General features: G+C 62.8%; 11 protein-coding genes. 3 read left to right on the forward strand and 8 right to left on the reverse strand.

Translation table 11 applies throughout. From position 1 onward, the window contains the following. Nucleotides 1-125 precede the first annotated feature (125 nt). Entirely contained in the window at nt 126-1,040 is a 915-nt protein-coding gene (locus LDZ28_RS22680) for a lipopolysaccharide assembly protein LapB (protein WP_244830856.1), read from the reverse strand. A 254-nt stretch (nt 1,041-1,294) separates the two neighbouring features. Between LDZ28_RS22680 and LDZ28_RS22685 the strand changes: the two genes are divergently transcribed. Together LDZ28_RS22685 and LDZ28_RS22690 are read left to right on the forward strand one after the other, a co-directional pair. After that, complete coding sequence (locus LDZ28_RS22685; protein WP_244830857.1) at nt 1,295-2,083, forward strand: substrate-binding domain-containing protein; 789 nt, start codon at nt 1,295-1,297, stop codon at nt 2,081-2,083. A gap of 224 nt (nt 2,084-2,307) precedes the next feature. After that, nucleotides 2,308-7,185, forward strand: a complete 4,878-nt coding sequence (locus LDZ28_RS22690) for a response regulator (protein WP_244830858.1) — start codon at nt 2,308-2,310, stop codon at nt 7,183-7,185. A 44-nt stretch (nt 7,186-7,229) separates the two neighbouring features. Here LDZ28_RS22690 and LDZ28_RS22695 read toward each other — a convergent pair whose 3' ends face one another. Then, the gene (locus LDZ28_RS22695) at nt 7,230-8,348 is read right to left on the reverse strand and encodes a 3-deoxy-7-phosphoheptulonate synthase (RefSeq protein ID WP_305038186.1); all 1,119 of its coding nucleotides are present in this window, start codon (nt 8,346-8,348) and stop codon (nt 7,230-7,232) included. A gap of 203 nt (nt 8,349-8,551) precedes the next feature. On the opposite strand from LDZ28_RS22695, the gene LDZ28_RS22700 reads away from it, so the two are divergent. Then, nucleotides 8,552-9,226: an HAD family hydrolase gene (locus tag LDZ28_RS22700; RefSeq protein WP_244830859.1), complete on the forward strand. Its 675-nt coding sequence runs from the start codon at nt 8,552-8,554 to the stop codon at nt 9,224-9,226. 6 nt (nt 9,227-9,232) lie between these two features. Here LDZ28_RS22700 and LDZ28_RS22705 read toward each other — a convergent pair whose 3' ends face one another. The 6 genes from LDZ28_RS22705 to LDZ28_RS22730 form a co-directional block, all read right to left on the reverse strand. After that, nucleotides 9,233-10,402: a porin gene (locus LDZ28_RS22705; RefSeq protein ID WP_244830860.1), complete on the reverse strand. Its 1,170-nt coding sequence runs from the start codon at nt 10,400-10,402 to the stop codon at nt 9,233-9,235. Nucleotides 10,403-10,865: 463 nt separating this feature from the next. After that, nucleotides 10,866-12,170 (reverse strand): MFS transporter, encoded by a 1,305-nt coding sequence (locus LDZ28_RS22710; RefSeq protein WP_244830861.1) that lies wholly within the window; start codon nt 12,168-12,170, stop codon nt 10,866-10,868. A 32-nt stretch (nt 12,171-12,202) separates the two neighbouring features. Continuing rightward, complete coding sequence (locus LDZ28_RS22715; protein ID WP_244830862.1) at nt 12,203-13,123, reverse strand: amidohydrolase; 921 nt, start codon at nt 13,121-13,123, stop codon at nt 12,203-12,205. Then, nucleotides 13,120-14,058 carry an amidohydrolase gene (locus LDZ28_RS22720; protein WP_244830863.1) on the reverse strand — a complete coding sequence of 313 codons (939 nt, stop codon included), beginning with the start codon at nt 14,056-14,058 and terminating at the stop codon, nt 13,120-13,122. The genes LDZ28_RS22715 and LDZ28_RS22720 overlap by 4 nt, the downstream gene beginning before the upstream one ends. Further along, a complete protein-coding gene (locus tag LDZ28_RS22725; RefSeq protein WP_244830864.1) occupies nt 14,055-15,356 on the reverse strand; it encodes an MFS transporter in 1,302 nt (433 codons plus the stop codon). Before LDZ28_RS22725 ends, LDZ28_RS22720 begins: the two co-directional genes overlap by 4 nt. A 46-nt stretch (nt 15,357-15,402) precedes the next feature. Continuing rightward, complete coding sequence (locus LDZ28_RS22730) at nt 15,403-16,770, reverse strand: NAD(P)H-dependent oxidoreductase (protein ID WP_244830865.1); 1,368 nt, start codon at nt 16,768-16,770, stop codon at nt 15,403-15,405. Nucleotides 16,771-16,803: the final 33 nt, after the last annotated feature.

Here is a 16,803-nt window from a genome sequence, read left to right on the forward strand (position 1 = left end):
TGAAGGGTCCGGTCATGCCTGGGGCACTCTGCTCGCTGCATCGCCATGGAAAGTGGCACGGAGCAGCGAGAGGTGTTGTGGTCGGCATGCTCCTCGCAGGAACAATCGCCCGGCTTACCCAAGCATTAGGGCGACGTCTTCTGGTTCGGCGGGACTGCGAACACCGTTCCCGGCACAAGCGGGGCCGGTTTGAGTTGACGCGTAAGAACGAAGTTGAGCGCATCCTTCGCGCGCATGTCGTCGGGGCGAATGGCCAGCGCCTGACGCAGCGCACCTTCCGCCTCGGCGAATCGGCCGAGATTGAGCATGGCCATGCCTAAACCGATGCTCGCCTCGAAAAACGGCTGACGCCGTGCCAAAGCTTTCTTGAAGTGCGCCTCGGCCTCGGCCGGATTGAAGCGTCGTTCCGACACATTGCCCAGACCGCAATAGGCTTCCGCCGATTTGGGATCGATGTCCAGCGCACGATGGAATGCAGTGTCGGCTTCGGTTAGACGAACGGCGGCGCAAAGGACATCACCGAGCGCAAGATAGCCGGAGACCGACTGCGGCTGCGCTTCGATGGCAGCATGCGCTGCAACCTCGGCTTCCGGCAGACGCTGCCGACGGCGCAGCAGATCAGACAGCGCACAATGCGCCTGAACCATGTCCGGCTGATGATGGATAGCCTGGCGAAAAGCGTCCTCGGCTTCCGACTCGCGCTTTTCGTCGCTGAGGATGCAGCCGAGCATCCAGTGCGCGAGTGAGGAATCCGGCCTGATAGCCAGCGCTTCACGGCAAAAGGATGCGGCGTCGGCGAAACGCTTTTGATCTGCCATGACAAGCGCCAGATTGACGACAATCTCGGCGGACGTGGGCTGCAAAGTCCGCGCCTCGTTCAACAACGTCTCTGCTTCGGCGAAGCGGCCAAGCTGGCGCAGCACCAGCGCGAGATTGTTTTTTGCTGCAACCGAGGAAGGATTTGCCTCGATGTCTTGACGAAACTTCGCTTCGGCTTCAGCAAATGTCATCGTTACGTTTCGATCATTGTCTTCAAGCATGGTGATTATTTCTCTTGCGTAGGAAACCAAACTAATTCGATCTCAGGTAGATCTCTGTTATTTCGTCTTGCGGACGGGAGATGAGGCGTTCGCTTGATCCCTCTTCGCGAATCAAGTCGCGGCGTTGTTTCCACATTCGTACCGGTGCCCGCAAAAACGAAGGCCGAACGATAACGCATCGATTTCAGTATAGTGCAAAAAGTTATGACCAAATCCAACCTGGCCCAGCCATTGAACCACCAAACAAGCCGCCTATGAAACCACTCTCCTCAAGACTCGCCGCATTCGTTTTTATCGCTTTCGGCGCCATTGCCGCGCCTGTTTCCTCGCAAGCCGAGGAGCTTCATGTCATGAGTTCAGGAGGCTTCACCGCCGCCTATAAAATCCTCGGCCCGAAGTTCACGGCCGCAACCAGCAATACGCTCGATACCCAACTCGGCCCGTCGATGGGCAAGGCGCCCGAAGCCATCCCCAATCGACTCGCGCGCGGCGAACCCGCCGATGTCGTCATCATGGTGGGCTATGCGCTCGACGATCTCATCAAGGAAGGCAAGGTCATGCCGGACTCGCGTGTCGAACTCGCCGATTCGCGCATCGGCGTATCGGTGAAAGCGGGTGCGCCGAAACCCGACATCGGCAATGTCGATGCATTGAAGGAAACGCTGCTGCACGCAACATCGATCGCTTATTCGGACAGCGCGAGCGGCGTCTATATCCAGAACGAGATGTTCAAGAAACTCGGCATCGAAGATCAGGTGAAACCCAAGGCGAAGATGATCCCGAAGATTCCCGTGGCCTCGGTCGTCGCGGACGGTCAGTACGAACTCGGCTTCCAGCAAGTGAGCGAACTGTTACCGGTACAAGGCGCGGATTTCGTCGGCAGGATTCCGGAGTCCGTGCAGTCCGTCACGCGTTTCGCAGCGGGCATTCCGGTTGGCTCGAAGCACCCGGAGGAGGCGCGCGCCTTGCTTCGCTACCTCGCTTCGCCGCAGGCACAAGACACCGTGCGCGCCACCGGACTCGACCCGATCGCCGCGCATTGAAGCGCAGGCAGGTGCCACGCGCCGGTTCACCTTGCGTTTCATGCGTATTTGCGAAGCGAAAACGGCGTTCCGTGCGAAAATCGAGATGCTCGCGCAAGCGCCTCCACAGGCAGGATTGGTCCGCTCAATAGTTGAAAAGCCGTTCGCTGGGCCAAGCCGGGTTGAGCCGATCCACACGCGAAACGACATGCAAAAAAGACATGCAGCGAGGAGAACCTGCGTCAATGGAAGCTGACAAGCTGATACCGGACACGCGCACCGACGCGCCCGAGCCGAGCTTTCTTCTCGGCGGCGGCGAGATGGGCGCGCTCATCCGCGCTTTCGACTGGACGCAAACCTCGCTCGGCTCGCCCGAACAATGGCCGCAGAGTCTCAAGACGGCCGTGCGCATCATGCTCACCTCGCGGCAGCCGATCTGGGTCGGCTGGGGTCCCGACCTCCTGTTCTTCTACAACGATCCTTACAAGTCGATCATCGGCGGCAAGCATCCGCAAGCGCTCGGTCAGCCGACGTCGGTGGTGTGGCGCGAAATCTGGAACGAGATCGGCCCGCTGCTCGACACCGCGCTTGCCGGCATCGAAGGCACCTTCGTCGAGCAAAAGCTGCTCATCATGGAACGCAACGGCTTCCCGGAGGAAACGTACTACACGTTCTCCTATAGCCCGATTCCGGACGATCGCGGCGGCGCGGGCGGCATCATCTGCGCCAATAGCGACGATACCCAACGCGTGCTTGGCGAACGCCAGTTGCTCGTACTGCGCGAACTGGCTGCGTCGGCCGCGAACGCGCGTTCGTGGCGCGAGGCCTGCGAACGTTCGATGAACGTGCTCGCGAATGCCGCGCGCGACATGCCTTTCGCGTTGCTCTATACAGCCGAGCCCGGCGACGAAAGCGCCACGCTCACCGGCGCATGCGGCATCGCGCCGGGCAGTGCGGCCGCGCCGGAAGTGCTGCATGCGGCGCAAGCGGGCGCGTGGCCCGTTCACGAAGTGCTGCGCGACAACCAAGCGCGGCTCGTGACCAATCTGAAGGGTTTCATCGAAGGACCGCTGCCCACCGGCTCGTGGAATGCCGCGCCGACGCACGCGGTGCTGCTGCCTATCGCGCCGTCGGGCGAGACCGGGCGCGCGGGCGTGCTGATCGCCGCGCTCAATCCATACCGTCTCTTCGACGAAGGCTATCGCGCGTTCCTGAACCTCGTGGGCGGCCAGATCGGCGCGGCCATCGGCGCCGCGCATGCCTATGAGGAAGAACGCCGCCGCGCCGAGGCGCTCGCCGAAATCGACCGCGCCAAGACCACCTTCTTCTCGAATATCAGCCACGAGTTCAGAACCCCGCTCACGCTGATGCTCGGCCCGCTCGAAGACCTGCTGACGAAGCCGGAGCGCGCGGGCGACGAAGTGCGTCTGCTCGAAATCACGCATCGCAATGGTTTGCGCCTGCTCAAGCTCGTCAACGCGCTGCTCGACTTTTCGCGCATCGAGGCCGGGCGTATCGAGATTCATCGGCAGACCACCGACATCGGCGCGTTCACGGCGGAGCTGGCTTCGTTGTTTCGCTCGGCCATCGAATCGGCGGGGCTGCGCTTTTACATCGACATTCCCTCGACGCCGGTGCTCGCCGACATCGATCGCGACATGTGGGAAAAAGTCGTGATGAACCTGCTGTCGAACGCGTTCAAGTTCACGTTTCGCGGCACGATCGAAGTGACGCTGCGCACGAACGCCGCGCAGCGCGTGGAGATGAGCGTGCGCGATACCGGCATCGGCATCGCGGAGGCGGAACTGGCGCGCGTTTTCGAGCGCTTTCATCGCGTGGCGGGCGCGACCGGGCGCTCGGTGGAAGGCAGCGGTATCGGCCTTGCAATGGTTCAGGAACTCGTCAAGCTGCATGACGGCGCCATCAGCGTGCAAAGCAGTCCCGGCGAGGGCACGCGCTTTACCGTGACGCTGCCCGCCGCGCATGAACGAGTCGACGCGCAACATGCCGATACGCCGCGCGCGCAAGCCAGCAGCGGCGCGCGCAGTTATGTCGATGCCGCCTTGCGCTGGATTCCCGACGCAAGCGAACCGGCGCTCGCCCTCGACGACGAAACGCCGCTCGGCGCGGGCGCGAACGCCAGCGCATCCGCCGATGAAATCCGCGGCCGCGTGCTGGTGGTCGACGACAACGCCGACCTGCGCGAATACATGCGTCGCATGCTGGTCGCGGCGGGCCACGAAGTGAGCGTCGCGGCCGACGGCGAGAACGCGCTCGAAGCGGCGCGCACCGGGCATCCCGAAGTGATCGTGTCGGACGTGATGATGCCGCGCCTCGACGGCTTCGGCCTCTTGAACGCCGTGCGCGCCGACGAAGCGCTGCGCGAGACACCGGTCGTGCTGCTGTCCGCGCGCGCGGGCGAGGAAGCGCGCCTGGGCGGTCTCGAAGCCGGCGCGCACGACTATCTGACCAAGCCCTTCGCCGCGCGAGAATTGCTTGCGCGAGTCGCGAGCAATCTGCGCATCGCGCGGCTGCGGCGCGCGTCCGAGGAGAACCTGCGCGAAGAGTCGCGCATGCTGGAGATTCTGAACGACGTCGGCACCACGGTCGCGGGCGAGCTCGATCTGTCGCGCGCCGTGCAGGTCGTCGTGGATGCCGCCACCGAGCTCACCGGCGCGGCCTTCGGCTCGTTCTTCTACAACCTGCTCGACGACAAGGGCGAGAGCTACACGCTCTATTCCATCTCCGGCGTGCCGAAAGACGCGTTTTCGCGCTTTCCCATGCCGCGCAACACCGCGCTCTTCGGCCCGACTTTCGCGGGCGAAGGCGTGGTGCGTTCCGACGACATCACGAAAGACCCGCGCTACGGCCAGCGCGCGCCGCATTACGGCATGCCGGAAGGTCATCTCAGCGTATGCAGCTATCTCGCCGCGCCCGTCATCTCGCGCACGGGCGAAGTGCTGGGCGGGCTGTTTTTCGGTCATCCCGAACCGGCGATGTTCAACCTGCGCGCGGAGCGGATCGTCGTGGGTATCGCCGCGCAGGCGGCTATCGCCATCGACAACGCGCGGCTCTTTCAGGCGGCGCAGGACGAGATCGCCGAGCGCACCAAGGCGCAGGCCGCGCTGCACGATCTCAACGATACGCTCGAACGCCGCGTCGCCGACGCCATCGCGGACCGCGACCGGCTGTGGGAACTGACCGAAGACCTGTTCGTCGTGACGAGCTTCGAAGGCGCGCTGCTGCGCGTGAGCCCGTCATGGTCGACCGTGCTCGGCGTCGATCTGCAGCGCGTGCATGCGCGAACCATGCTCGACCTCGTCCATCCCGACGACGTCGAAGCGGTCGCGAGCGCGATGGAAAGTCTGCGCCAAAGCGGCGCGTCCGTGCGTTACGAGTGCCGGCACGGCTTCGTGGAAGGCGGCTGGCGCTGGATCGCGTGGACCTTGTCGATCGACCCGGCCACGCGCCGCATCCACGGCGTGGGGCGCGACGTCACCGCGGACCGCGAAACCGCCGACGCGCTGCGGCACGCCGAGGAAGCGCTGCGCATGGCGCAGAAGATGGAAGCCATCGGCAAATTGACGGGCGGCGTCGCGCACGACTTCAACAATCTGCTGCAGGTGATCGGCGGGAATCTGCAATTGCTGGCAAAGGACGTCGCGGGCCAGGAACGCCCCGAGCAGCGCGTGAAGAGCGCGCTCGCGGGCGTGGCGCGCGGCGCGAACCTCGCCTCGCAGCTGCTTGCATTCGGCAGACGCCAGCCGCTCGCGCCGAAGGTCGTCAATCTGGGCCGCTTCGTGCGCGGTCTCGACGACATGTTCCGCCGCGCGCTGGGCGACGGCATCGAGATCGAGACGATCGTATCGGGCGGCTTGTGGAACACGCTCGTCGATCCGTTCCAGGTCGAGAACGCGCTGCTCAATCTGGCGATCAACGCGCGCGACGCGATGAACGCGCACGGCAAGCTGACCATCGAAGCGGGCAATGCATCGCTCGATGAAAACTACGCCAAGCGCCACGCCGACCTGTTGCCCGGCCAATACGTCATGGTCGCTGTTACCGATACCGGCTCGGGCATGTCGCCCGAAGTACAGGAACGCGCGTTCGAACCGTTCTTCACCACCAAGCGCGAGGGCCAGGGCACGGGTCTCGGACTCTCGATGGTGTACGGCTTCGTGAAGCAGTCCGGCGGCCACGTGAAGGTGTACAGCGAGGAAGGACACGGCACGACGATACGCATTTATCTGCCGCGCGCGCGCCAGGAAGAAGACCTCGAAACCACGATCGACGCCGGCCCCGCGCACGGCGGCGACGAAACCATACTCGTGGTCGAGGACGACGAAGAAGTGCGCGCAACCGTCGTCGCCATGCTTGGCGACCTCGGTTATCGCGTGCTTCGTGCAAAGGATGCGCAAAGCGCACTGGCTATCGTCGAGAGCGGCGTGCCCGTGGACCTGCTCTTCACCGATGTCGTGATGCCCGGTCCGCTACGCAGCCCCGAACTGGCACGAAAGGCGCGCGAACGCGTGCCGGGTATCGCGGTGCTGTTCACGTCGGGCTACACGGACAACGCCATCGTGCATGCGGGACGGCTCGATGAAGGCATCGATCTGCTGAGCAAGCCTTATATGCATGAGGCGCTCGCCCGCAAGGTGCGTCAGGTGCTCGCGGCTAGCGGCAAGGGCGCGAGTTCCAGCGCACCGCCCGCGACGGTCACCGGCAACACGGTTTCCGATGCCACGCCTGCCGACGCCCTCTCGCACATGCGCGTGCTGTTCGTCGAAGACAACGAACTCGTGCGCGTAAGCAGCGCCGAGTTGCTGCGCACGTTCGGGCTCGATCTCGTGGAAGCCGGCAGCGTCGCCGAGGCGCTCGCCCTGCTGCGCGAAGAGCGCTTCGAACTCTTGCTGACCGATGTGGATCTGGCGGGCGAATCGGGCATCGAGCTGGCCCTTGCGGCTAGCCGTGAGGCGCCCGGAATCGGCGTGGTGTTCGTCACCGGATACGACCTCGTCCTGAGCGCCGACGAACGCAAGGCCTTGCCGCGCGCGACGCAGTTGCGCAAGCCCTACGACCCGCTGGCGCTGATCGAAGCGTTGAACGCAGCGGTGATGCGTTGATCCGCTAGCCGTCTCCGAAAGCGGAGACGGCTAGGTACGCACGCCTAGCCGCGACGACGCTGTCTCACCGCATCGGCAAGCAGGTCGAGCACCGGCTCGGTCTGGCTCCAGCCGAGACACGCATCCGTGATCGAGACGCCGTGCTTGAGCGGCACGCCCGGCTTGAGGTCCTGCCGCCCTTCGTCCAGATGGCTTTCGATCATCACGCCGGTGATGCGGCTTTCGCCCGCGATCAGTTGCCGCGCGATGTCTTCGGCCACATCTACCTGCCGCAGATGCGACTTGTTCGAGTTGGCATGCGAGCAATCGATCATCACCTGCTCGCGCTGTCCGAGCGCCGCCAACGCCGCGCAACTCGCCGCGACGCTGGCCGCATCGTAATTCGGTGCTTTTTTGCCGCCGCGCAGGATCACGTGGCAGTCGTCGTTGCCGCGCGTTTCGAAGATGGCGGCAAGGCCCATCTTCGTCATGCCCATGAAGGCATGGCTCGCGCGCGCCGCGACGATCGCGTCCGCCGCGACTTGCACGCCGCCGTCCGTGCCGTTCTTGAAGCCGATCGGGCAACTGAGCCCCGACGCCAGTTGCCGATGGCTCTGACTCTCCGTCGTGCGTGCGCCGATTGCGCCCCACGCGATCAGGTCCGCGATGTACTGCGGACTCAGCAGGTCGAGAAATTCGGTGCCCGTTGGCAGACCAAGCTCGCTGATTTCCAGCAGAAGCTCACGCGCGCGGCGCAGACCTTCGTTGATACGGAAACTGCCGTCCAAACGCGGGTCGTTGATATAGCCCTTCCAGCCGACCGTCGTGCGCGGCTTTTCGAAGTACACGCGCATGACGATCAGCAAATCGTCGCCGAGACGATCCGCGACGGTCTTCAGATGGTGCGCGTATTCGATCGCTTGGTCGTGATCGTGAATGGAACACGGTCCGACCACGACCACGAGGCGGTCATCGCGGCCATGCAGAACGTCCGCGATGCGTGCACGGCTCGTTTCCACGAGCGCCTGCACGCCGGGCGTGACCGGCAGTTCGTCGAGCAAAAGCGCTGGCGAGATCAGCGGGCGCACCGCGCCGATGCGCGTATCGTCGATACGGGTCGTGTCTTGCGTGGAGTCGGCCACGCCGGCCTCCTGATCGCGGGAGGGGTTGTCGATGCGGCTCAAGGTCAGCTCCGTCGGGCGTAATGAATGCGTAAAGAGTGCATGTTGCGGCTATTCGATGCGAGAAAACCGCGCACTTTTGGCCGCGCGGTGCAAACATCGATTATCGCATTTGAAGCGCATGCGTCGCGCATTTCCGAAAGCGGACGAGGATCGTGCGTATCATGAAAGGAACCGGAACACGCCATTCATCAAGGGAGCAGACCATGCGAATCGAAACATCCTTTCTCTTCGATCTCGACGGAACGCTGGTCGACAGCGTCTATCAGCACGTGCTCGCGTGGAAAGAAGCGCTGGATAGCGAGGGCATCGAACTGTCGGTGTGGCGCATTCATCGCAAAATCGGCATGAGCGGCGGCCTCTTCACCGATCAATTGCTGCGCGAAACGCATGGGGAGATCAACGCGGATCGCGTGGAACGTCTGCGGCGCCTTCATGCCGACGCTTATCAACGTCTGCGCGCACAGGTCTGCCCATTGCCGGGCGCGCGCGAATTGCTCGACGCGCTGACCGAGGCGGGCACGCGCTGGGCGATCGCCACGAGCGGCCGCATGGAAACGGCGGCGTTCAATCTCGAAGCATTGGGCGTGGACCCAGGCAAGCAAGTGGTCGTCACGCGCGATCAGGTGAAATACGCCAAGCCCGATCCCGACTTGTTCCTTGCGGCGGCCGCGCGTCTGAACGTGCCGATCGAGCATACGGTGGTGGTTGGCGACAGCATCTGGGACATGCTCGCGGCGCGTCGCTGCCGATCGCTCGGCGTCGGCCTGCTCTCGGGCGGTTATGGCAGCGACGAACTGGAACGCTCGGGCGCGCTGCGCGTCTACGAAGACCCCGCCGACCTGCTGTTCCATCTCGACGAAGTGGCCGCGCGCCCTTGAATCATGCTAAAACGCGTGCCGCAAGCCGACAGTGACGCCGACTTGCGTACCTGTCGATGACGGCGACAACGTATTGAGCATCGCCTGCCCGAGCACGGAATCGGGCGGCGCGCCCTTTACGTGCTGATAGACGCCTTCGAGATAGACATCCGTGCGTTTCGAGAGCGAATAGTCGGTCTGCAACATGACCGTATGCCACGACGGATAAGCGATGGATGCCGCGTTGCCGTAAGCGCCGTCCGTGAACGTGTAAGCCGCCGATACGCTCAACACGGGCGTGAGCGCGTAATGCACGTTCGCTTCGTAATTGTCGAGACGCAGGGTGCCATCGAGCGGAATATAGTTGCCGAGCCCGATGGAAAGCACGCTGTTCATGTTGTCGAGCTGCGTGTGCGACCAGACGAGACCGACCGTCGCTGGCCCGAAGGTGGCGTTGGCGCCCGCGCCCCAGATGCGCTGCCGTTGCGCGACGAAGTTCGCGCTGCCATCCCCTTGCGACACCGCGCCATTCAAATTCGTCCCCGCAATGCCGCCGCCCGCGTTGTTCAATTGCAGATAGCCGCCCGCGACCGTGAACGGCCCTTGCGCATACGATGCCGAAAAGCCATACGCGCGGTTATCCGCGAAGTTTCCGGCGCTATTGCCGAAGGAATACATGCTCTCGACCGTCACACCGCGATAAGTGGGGCTGACGTATTTGACGGTGTTGTTGATGACGACCGAGTTTGCCGCCAGATTATCGTTTTCGAACGGATGCGCCGAGATGCTGCCGCCCCACGTATTGAATTCGGCGGTGAGCGGACCGAGCAGATCGTTGAGCACGTCGTATTGACGCCCGGCCGTGAGCGTGCCGTAGTCGTCGTGTTGCAGGCCGACCCATGCTTGCGAGCCGAAGCCATCGCCCGCGAATGCATTGGTGCCGTTATTCAGATTGAAGCCTTGCTCCAGCTTGAAGATGGCTTTAAGGCCGCCGCCGAGATCCTCACTGCCTTTCAGGCCGAAGACCGTGTTCTGCGTGACGCTGCTGAGCATCTGCCAGTTGCTGTGGCCGGTCTGATTGTTGGTGTAGACGATACCCGTGTCGATCAGGCCATATAGCGTGACACTGCTTTGCGCATGCACCGAAGCTGCGCATAAAGCGGCAGGCAGCGCGACGATCAACATTGACCTTTTCATTGCTGAAAGCTCCATGAACGATTGAAAGCGACGGCCTGCCCGGAGAGCGGCGACTGGCAATTGATCGTACGACGCCAAAATTGTGCGGGCGCAATATCGGCATGGCGTTGCATAAATGCTATTCCGGCGCGGTACTGAATTCTTGCGGGTCTCGAATTAAGGCAAGACTGCGTCAATATCCCGTTGCTGGTGCTGCATAAGGTCGTAGAACGTCTAAAACATGCGAGGCCCGCACGGCAGTTACAGCGAATGCGTTTGACGCCTCCGCATGTGCGACATCAGCACGAATAAGAAGACGACGACGCCGAGCCAGCAGGCCACGTGAAGACATAGGAGATATAAAGGCAAGAGCGCACTTGGTTCTGCGGTCGGATCGAGGTTGAATTCGGCATAACGCAATCTACTGCCGCAGATCTGCAAGTTTGGGCGCGGACAAGCTACCGTCCGCGCAAGACAAGGTCGACTAACTCCTCACCCCCACCCCCGCCGCCCCAACTCCACTACGCCCACGCAACACACACCCTACCGCCACCGCGCCGACCAACAAACCCGCCGCCACGACGATCAACGCCACATCCGTGCGTCCCGTCACGTCCTTGAGATAGCCGATCATATAGGGCGACACGAAGCCCGCGAGATTGCCGATGGAGTTGATCATCGCAATGCCCGCTGCCGCCGTCACGCCGGTGAGAAACGCCGTCGGCAAGCTCCAGAACAACGCGGGAATCGACAGCACGCCCATGTTGGCGATGCACAGCGCGATCACGCCCAATACCGGCTGGTTCTGCCACACGACGCACAACGCAAAGCCAAGCGCGGCCATCGAGAACGCGGCAATCAGATGCCACTTGCGTTCCTTGCGACGATCCGCCGAGAATCCGAACGCCAGCATGCTGATGATCGCGCACACGCCCGGCAACGCCGTGAGAAGCCCGATAGTGAATGGATCGGCCACGCCCATCTTCTGCACGAGCGTCGGCATCCAGAAGCTGATCGCGTACAGCCCCATGTTGTAGACGAAATAGATCAGCACCAGCGCCCAGATGCGTCCATGACCCAGCAGGCTCATGAAGCCATGCGCGATCTTGTCGCGATTCTCCGCCGCAAGCACCGTGCTCAGATGCGTCTTCTCGCCATCGGTCAGCCACGTGACGCGGCGAATATCCTCGCTCATGCGGAAGTAGATATAGATGCCGAGGAGTATCGTCGGAATGCCTTCGCACAAGATCAGCCACTGCCAGCCGCGCATGCCGCCGACGCCCGACAGAAAGCCGAGAATCGAGCCGGACACGAGTCCGCCGATTACGCCCGACGATGCCAGCGCGATATAAAACACGCCCCATGCGCGTCCGCGTCGCGCCGCCGGATACCACTGGCTCATGTAATAAATCGCGCCCGGAATGAAGCCCGCTTCGGCAAGACCCAGCAGAAAGCGCATGACATAAAATTGCGTCGGCGTGCGGATGAAAATGGTCGCGCACGAAAGCAGGCCCCACGTCACCATGATTCGCGCAATCCAGCGCCGCGCACCCACGCGATGCAAGATTACGTTGCTCGGCACTTCGAGCAGAAAGTAACCGAGAAAAAAGATGCCCGCGCCGAAGCCATACACGGCATCGCTGAAATGGAGGTCGCTCGACATCTGCAGCTTGGCGAACCCCACGTTCACGCGGTTCAAATAGGAAAAGAAAAATCCAAGCATCAGCACGGGCAGAATGCGCAGGGATATCTTTCTGAAAAGCCTGTTTTCGTCGATGGCGGGCGTCATGTCAGTCTCCTTGATTTCGTGCGGTCATGTTTTTATTCGACGCGATAGAAACGTCGCGCGGTCCCTTCGAACAACGCGCGTAAATCGGTTTCGGTGGCTTGCGGCAAGGCGCCGAGCACATCGGCGACGATCTCCGTGAAGCTCGCCGACAAGTTACCCACCGGCAGATTGCTCGCGAACATCGAACGCTCGTAGCCGAATAGATCGACGGCTTCGCGAATCACGCGGCGATTGCTCGCGCTGTCCCACGTGCCGTTCGGCAAGCCGAGTTCCGATACCTTCAGATAGACGTTCGGACACGCCGCGAGCTTCTCCATTCCACGGCGCCAGATCGCGACGCCTTCGTCCGATCGATCGAGCGGCAAGCCGAGATGGTTCGTGACGATAGGCGTCTTCGGGAATGCACGCGCCACTTCCGCCGCTTCTTCCAAGTGCCAATACGGCACGCGCAAGTCCCACGAGAAGCCGTACTTATCGAGTAAAGCGAGACCCGCAAGCCATGCTTCGTCTTGCATCGTGCCCGGTTGGCCCGCAACGGATTCATGCGGACCGCTGGAGATTTCAGGCTTCGAGCGCACGCCGCGCGCGAGCGGGCTGTTTGCATGACCTGCGAGAATCGCATCGCAATCAGGCTGCACGAAGAACACATGGCCGACGATCGCGCTGGGTAATCCCGTTTTCGCGTTGAGCGCGGTGAGCCAGTCGGTTTCGCGCACTTGTTGCTTGCGCGAACGCTCCGCTTCCACATGCACGGTGCCGATCACGTTGAAGCCGGCCGTCGCCTGGCGATACTGCGGCGGCAAAAAGTCCTGACACATTCGGCGATAGTCGCCGAGGAAGAAGGCGTCGTCGTACTCGTTCGTGAGCCAGGGAAAGTCGCCGTCCGACAGGTCCCAGAAGTGATGATGCGCATCCAGTATCGGCAAGTCGAAGCCGAGCGTGTTGGTGGTCATCGCGATGTCCTTGCGTGAGTGCCGCGTGCGTTGTCGTCGAGCCCTTCCGGGCGATAGATGCGCACGGCCGTATCGTGAAAGAAAGCCTCTTGATCCGCGCGCGGCCAAGCGCGCACCAGTTCGGCAAAGCCGCGTAGCAGACCGTCGAGCGAAATGAACATGCCATCCACGGGGAAGTTGCTGCCGAACATGAGACGCCCGGCGCCGAAGACTTGATGCAGCGTATCGAGCACTGGCTGGTTTGCGGCCACGCTCCACGGCTTGCCCGCCTCGCACAGCCCCGACACCTTCACGGCCACGTTCGGCAGACGCGCGAGTTCTTCCAGCGCCACGCGCCAACGCGTAAGCGTCGCGTTCGATCGATCGCCGGGCACGCCCGCATGATTGACAATGAGCGTGGTGTGTGGAAAATCGCGGGCGAGCTGTGCCGCTTCGGACAGTTGCCGCCACGACGCCTGCAAGTCGAAGTGCAGGCCGTATCGTTCGAGCAAGGCATAGCCGCGACGCCAGCGTTCGTCGGACATGAGCGTGCGGCCATCCTTGTCCGGTACGCCCGGCTTGTGACGCACGCTGCGAACGCGAGCCACGCGGGCTTGCGCGGACAACACGTCGTCCACGTCGGCGCGGTCGAGCCACGCTTGCGCCACGATCGCGTTGGGGCGACCCGTCTCTTCGGCAAGCTCGCGGACATAGCGCGTTTCGCCAAGCGGATCATCCGGGTTCCACTCGGCCTCGACATACACGCTGCCGATCACGCGATGCCCCGCCGCATCGCGCAGATAGTCCGATGGCAGGTACGTCTCTTTGATCGGCGTGTAGTCGCCGTAACGATGTTCGACCAGCACGCCCGGCATGAGCCACGGATAGCGATTCGCTTCGAGGTCCCAGAAGTGCTGATGCGCGTCGATGATCGGTCCTTCGTACAACTCGTTCATGCGCGCGCTCCCGGATCGTTGCGGCCGAAATCGATAAAGAGCGAGCCGACGAGATAAGCGAACGCCGCCGCCGCGAAGAACAGGATGACCGCCGTGAAACCGCCTGTCATATCGACGATCACGCCCACGACGATAGGCACGATGATCGCGCCGCCCGTGCCCGCGAAGTTCATCACGCCGCCGACGAGGCCGACTTGCTCGCGCGGTGCGAGCATCGCGGGAATGAGCCAGTACAGGCCGCCCCACAAGTGAAAGAACACGCCGAGCGACAACACGGCGACCGCGAACCGGATATCCGCCACGAACGGCAAAGCCAGCAGACAAAGAAGCGACATGCCGCCCGACACGCCGAAGAGGATCTTGAACGCCGTCTTGCGTGCGAAATGCCGTTGCAGCCAGTCGGCTGTCACGCCCGACAGAATCTCGCCGACCGCGCCCGCGAGAAAAATGATGAAGGTCGCGAAGCCCATGCTGCGGATATCGAGCCCGCGTCCGACCGACAAATAGTTCGGCCCCCAGGTCACGAGGCCGAAGAACACCATCGCCCAACCGACACGGCCCACCACCATCGCCGAAATGATGCCGCGTGACAGCGGCGCCATCTTCGCGCTAGGGGCTTCGCCAGCAACGAGCTTCTGCTCGCGGATATACGCGACTTCCGCCTGGTCGATACCCGCGTGCCGCTCGGGCGTCTCGCGCAGCATGCGATAGACGACGAGACCGAAGACGATCGTCACCGCTCCCACGATCAGGAACGCCGAACGCCACGATCCCGAGAAGCCGATCAGCGCGCTGATGAGCAGGCCACCGAGCGCCGAGCCGAGCGGCGCGCCGCTATCGATGAGTGTCACGCCGCGCGCCCGTTCCGCGGGCGGCAGCCACGCCGCCGTGAGCTTCGTCGCGGCGGGCATGTAAGGCGCTTCGAACACGCCGAGACCGATACGCGTAAGCAACAGCGTCACGCCGTTCATGGCGAACGCGGCAAGACACTGGAAGCCGCCCCACAGCACCGCCGAGATGCCGATCATGCGGCGTGCGCCGAAGCGGTCGGCGGCCCAGCCAGCGGGAATCTGGAACGTGCTGTACGTCCAGAAGAACGCAGAGAGGATCAACCCCTGCATCGTCGCGGCGAGATGAAACTCGCGCACGATGGTCGGCATTGCAATGGACAGCGACATGCGGTCGATGCAGTTGATCGTATAGAGCACGAAGAGCAACAGCACCATGCGCCAGCGGGTGGTGCAAAGAAGCGCGCGCAGCGAACTGCCCGAGGCGCTCGCGGATAAATTGGTTTGCATGTCTCCTCCTGTATGGGTCGAAAGCCCTCGTCGTATCGCAGGCCGTTTATAGCGACGGATTGCGCTTCCACGCTTCGTAAAGCGCCGAGCCTTGCAAGTCGAGCGCATCGAGCGGAACGAGGTCGCCCTGCTTTACATCGGCGAGAAGACGCTTGTTGGCCGCGAGATAGAACGGCGCCGCGACACCCGCCTTCGCGCGTTCGATGAGCAACGGCGTCGCGCCCTGAATGGTGTGATGATGACCGCCCATGGCAAGCGTCTCGCCCGCCTTGAAGTCGCGTTCGGCACGCGCCACCATTTGCGCGTGCGGCAACTGCTCCGCGCTGCCGGTCGGCTGATTGAGCAGCACCGCCGAAAAAATGCTCATCGGCGTTTCGAGACCCATCAGGTGATACGGCAAGTAGATGCATGCATAGCGGCCGTTCTTGCCGACCACATGGCCCTTTTGCTTGAGCAACTCCCAGGTTTCCTCGTCCTTGCAGCGCACGATGACGAACACGCCGCCACCGAAGCTCAGATCGTCCGGACGACGCAGGCAGTTGAAGACATCGACCACGCCGGTGCGCTCTAGAATGCCGCCGTCTTCCTTCGGCACGAAGATATCGGCGAGTTCATTCAAGCGCGCGAGCGGATAGTTGAGCGCATCGGCAGCCGGCACGAAGCCGATCGAATTGGCGACGACGTTCATCTCGCAGTAATCGGGCGTCGCGCTTTGCGGCAGCATCGAGAGCGCCTTGCTACGGGCGGCGAGCGTCGCGGCGATGTCGTCGCCTGGCGTCCAGCACGCATCGAGCGAGACTTCGTGGCGTTGATCGAGATAGTCGATGGTATGCGCGTCCGGATCGTAGATGAAGTCGTACTCGCTCGACTTGCCAGCCACGATCACTTCGAAACCGAGCACGCGCGCCCACGTCACGAGGCCGATCAGATTGCTCGGCTGATCGCCGTCGGGCGTGGTGTACGTCACGCCGTTTTCGAGCGCGAGCCGGTTCAGATACGGGCCCACGACCGAATCGGTTTCCTTGGTCGCCATCGCCACGTGCACGCCGCGCTTCAATGCGTTTTCGGCGATCTGCACGCTCACTTCAGGATGCCCCGTCGCTTCCACGACGATATCGAGCTCCACGTTCTTCAACAGCAGATGGTCGCCCACCAGCGCGATACGGCCATCGGCACGAGCGGCGCGCACGTCGTCGGCGTTGTTGCAGACGCGCGCCGTATCGTTCGCGAAGCCGAGCGAAGCCAGGGCGGCGAGCGTGCCTTCGATATCGATATCGCACAGCGCGGCGATCTCGAGGCCCGGCAACGCGCGGCATTGCACGAGCAGCGAGCGGCCGAAGCCGCCTTTCGGACCGACGAGCGCCATGCGGATCGTGCGGCTGCCGAGCGACTTGAAGAGATGTTCGTAGTTCATGGCGATGTCTGTCCTTTAAGGCCTGATCTTGTG

It is taken from the genome of Caballeronia sp. TF1N1, from assembly GCF_022878925.1.
In the GTDB taxonomy this organism is placed as follows: domain Bacteria; phylum Pseudomonadota; class Gammaproteobacteria; order Burkholderiales; family Burkholderiaceae; genus Caballeronia.

Bases quoted from the DNA above. Each gene is read 5' to 3' on its own strand.
- LDZ28_RS22700 (WP_244830859.1), top strand. From the start codon at position 8,552: ATGCGAATCGAAACATCCTTTCTCTTCGATCTCGACGGAACGCTGGTC.
- LDZ28_RS22685 (WP_244830857.1), top strand. From the start codon at position 1,295: ATGAAACCACTCTCCTCAAGACTCGCCGCATTCGTTTTTATCGCTTTC.
- LDZ28_RS22690 (WP_244830858.1), top strand. From the start codon at position 2,308: ATGGAAGCTGACAAGCTGATACCGGACACGCGCACCGACGCGCCCGAG.
- LDZ28_RS22720 (WP_244830863.1), bottom strand. From the start codon at position 14,058: ATGAACGAGTTGTACGAAGGACCGATCATCGACGCGCATCAGCACTTC.
- LDZ28_RS22715 (WP_244830862.1), bottom strand. From the start codon at position 13,123: ATGACCACCAACACGCTCGGCTTCGACTTGCCGATACTGGATGCGCAT.
- LDZ28_RS22725 (WP_244830864.1), bottom strand. From the start codon at position 15,356: ATGCAAACCAATTTATCCGCGAGCGCCTCGGGCAGTTCGCTGCGCGCG.
- LDZ28_RS22705 (WP_244830860.1), bottom strand. From the start codon at position 10,402: ATGAAAAGGTCAATGTTGATCGTCGCGCTGCCTGCCGCTTTATGCGCA.
- LDZ28_RS22710 (WP_244830861.1), bottom strand. From the start codon at position 12,170: ATGACGCCCGCCATCGACGAAAACAGGCTTTTCAGAAAGATATCCCTG.
- LDZ28_RS22730 (WP_244830865.1), bottom strand. From the start codon at position 16,770: ATGAACTACGAACATCTCTTCAAGTCGCTCGGCAGCCGCACGATCCGC.
- LDZ28_RS22680 (WP_244830856.1), bottom strand. From the start codon at position 1,040: ATGCTTGAAGACAATGATCGAAACGTAACGATGACATTTGCTGAAGCC.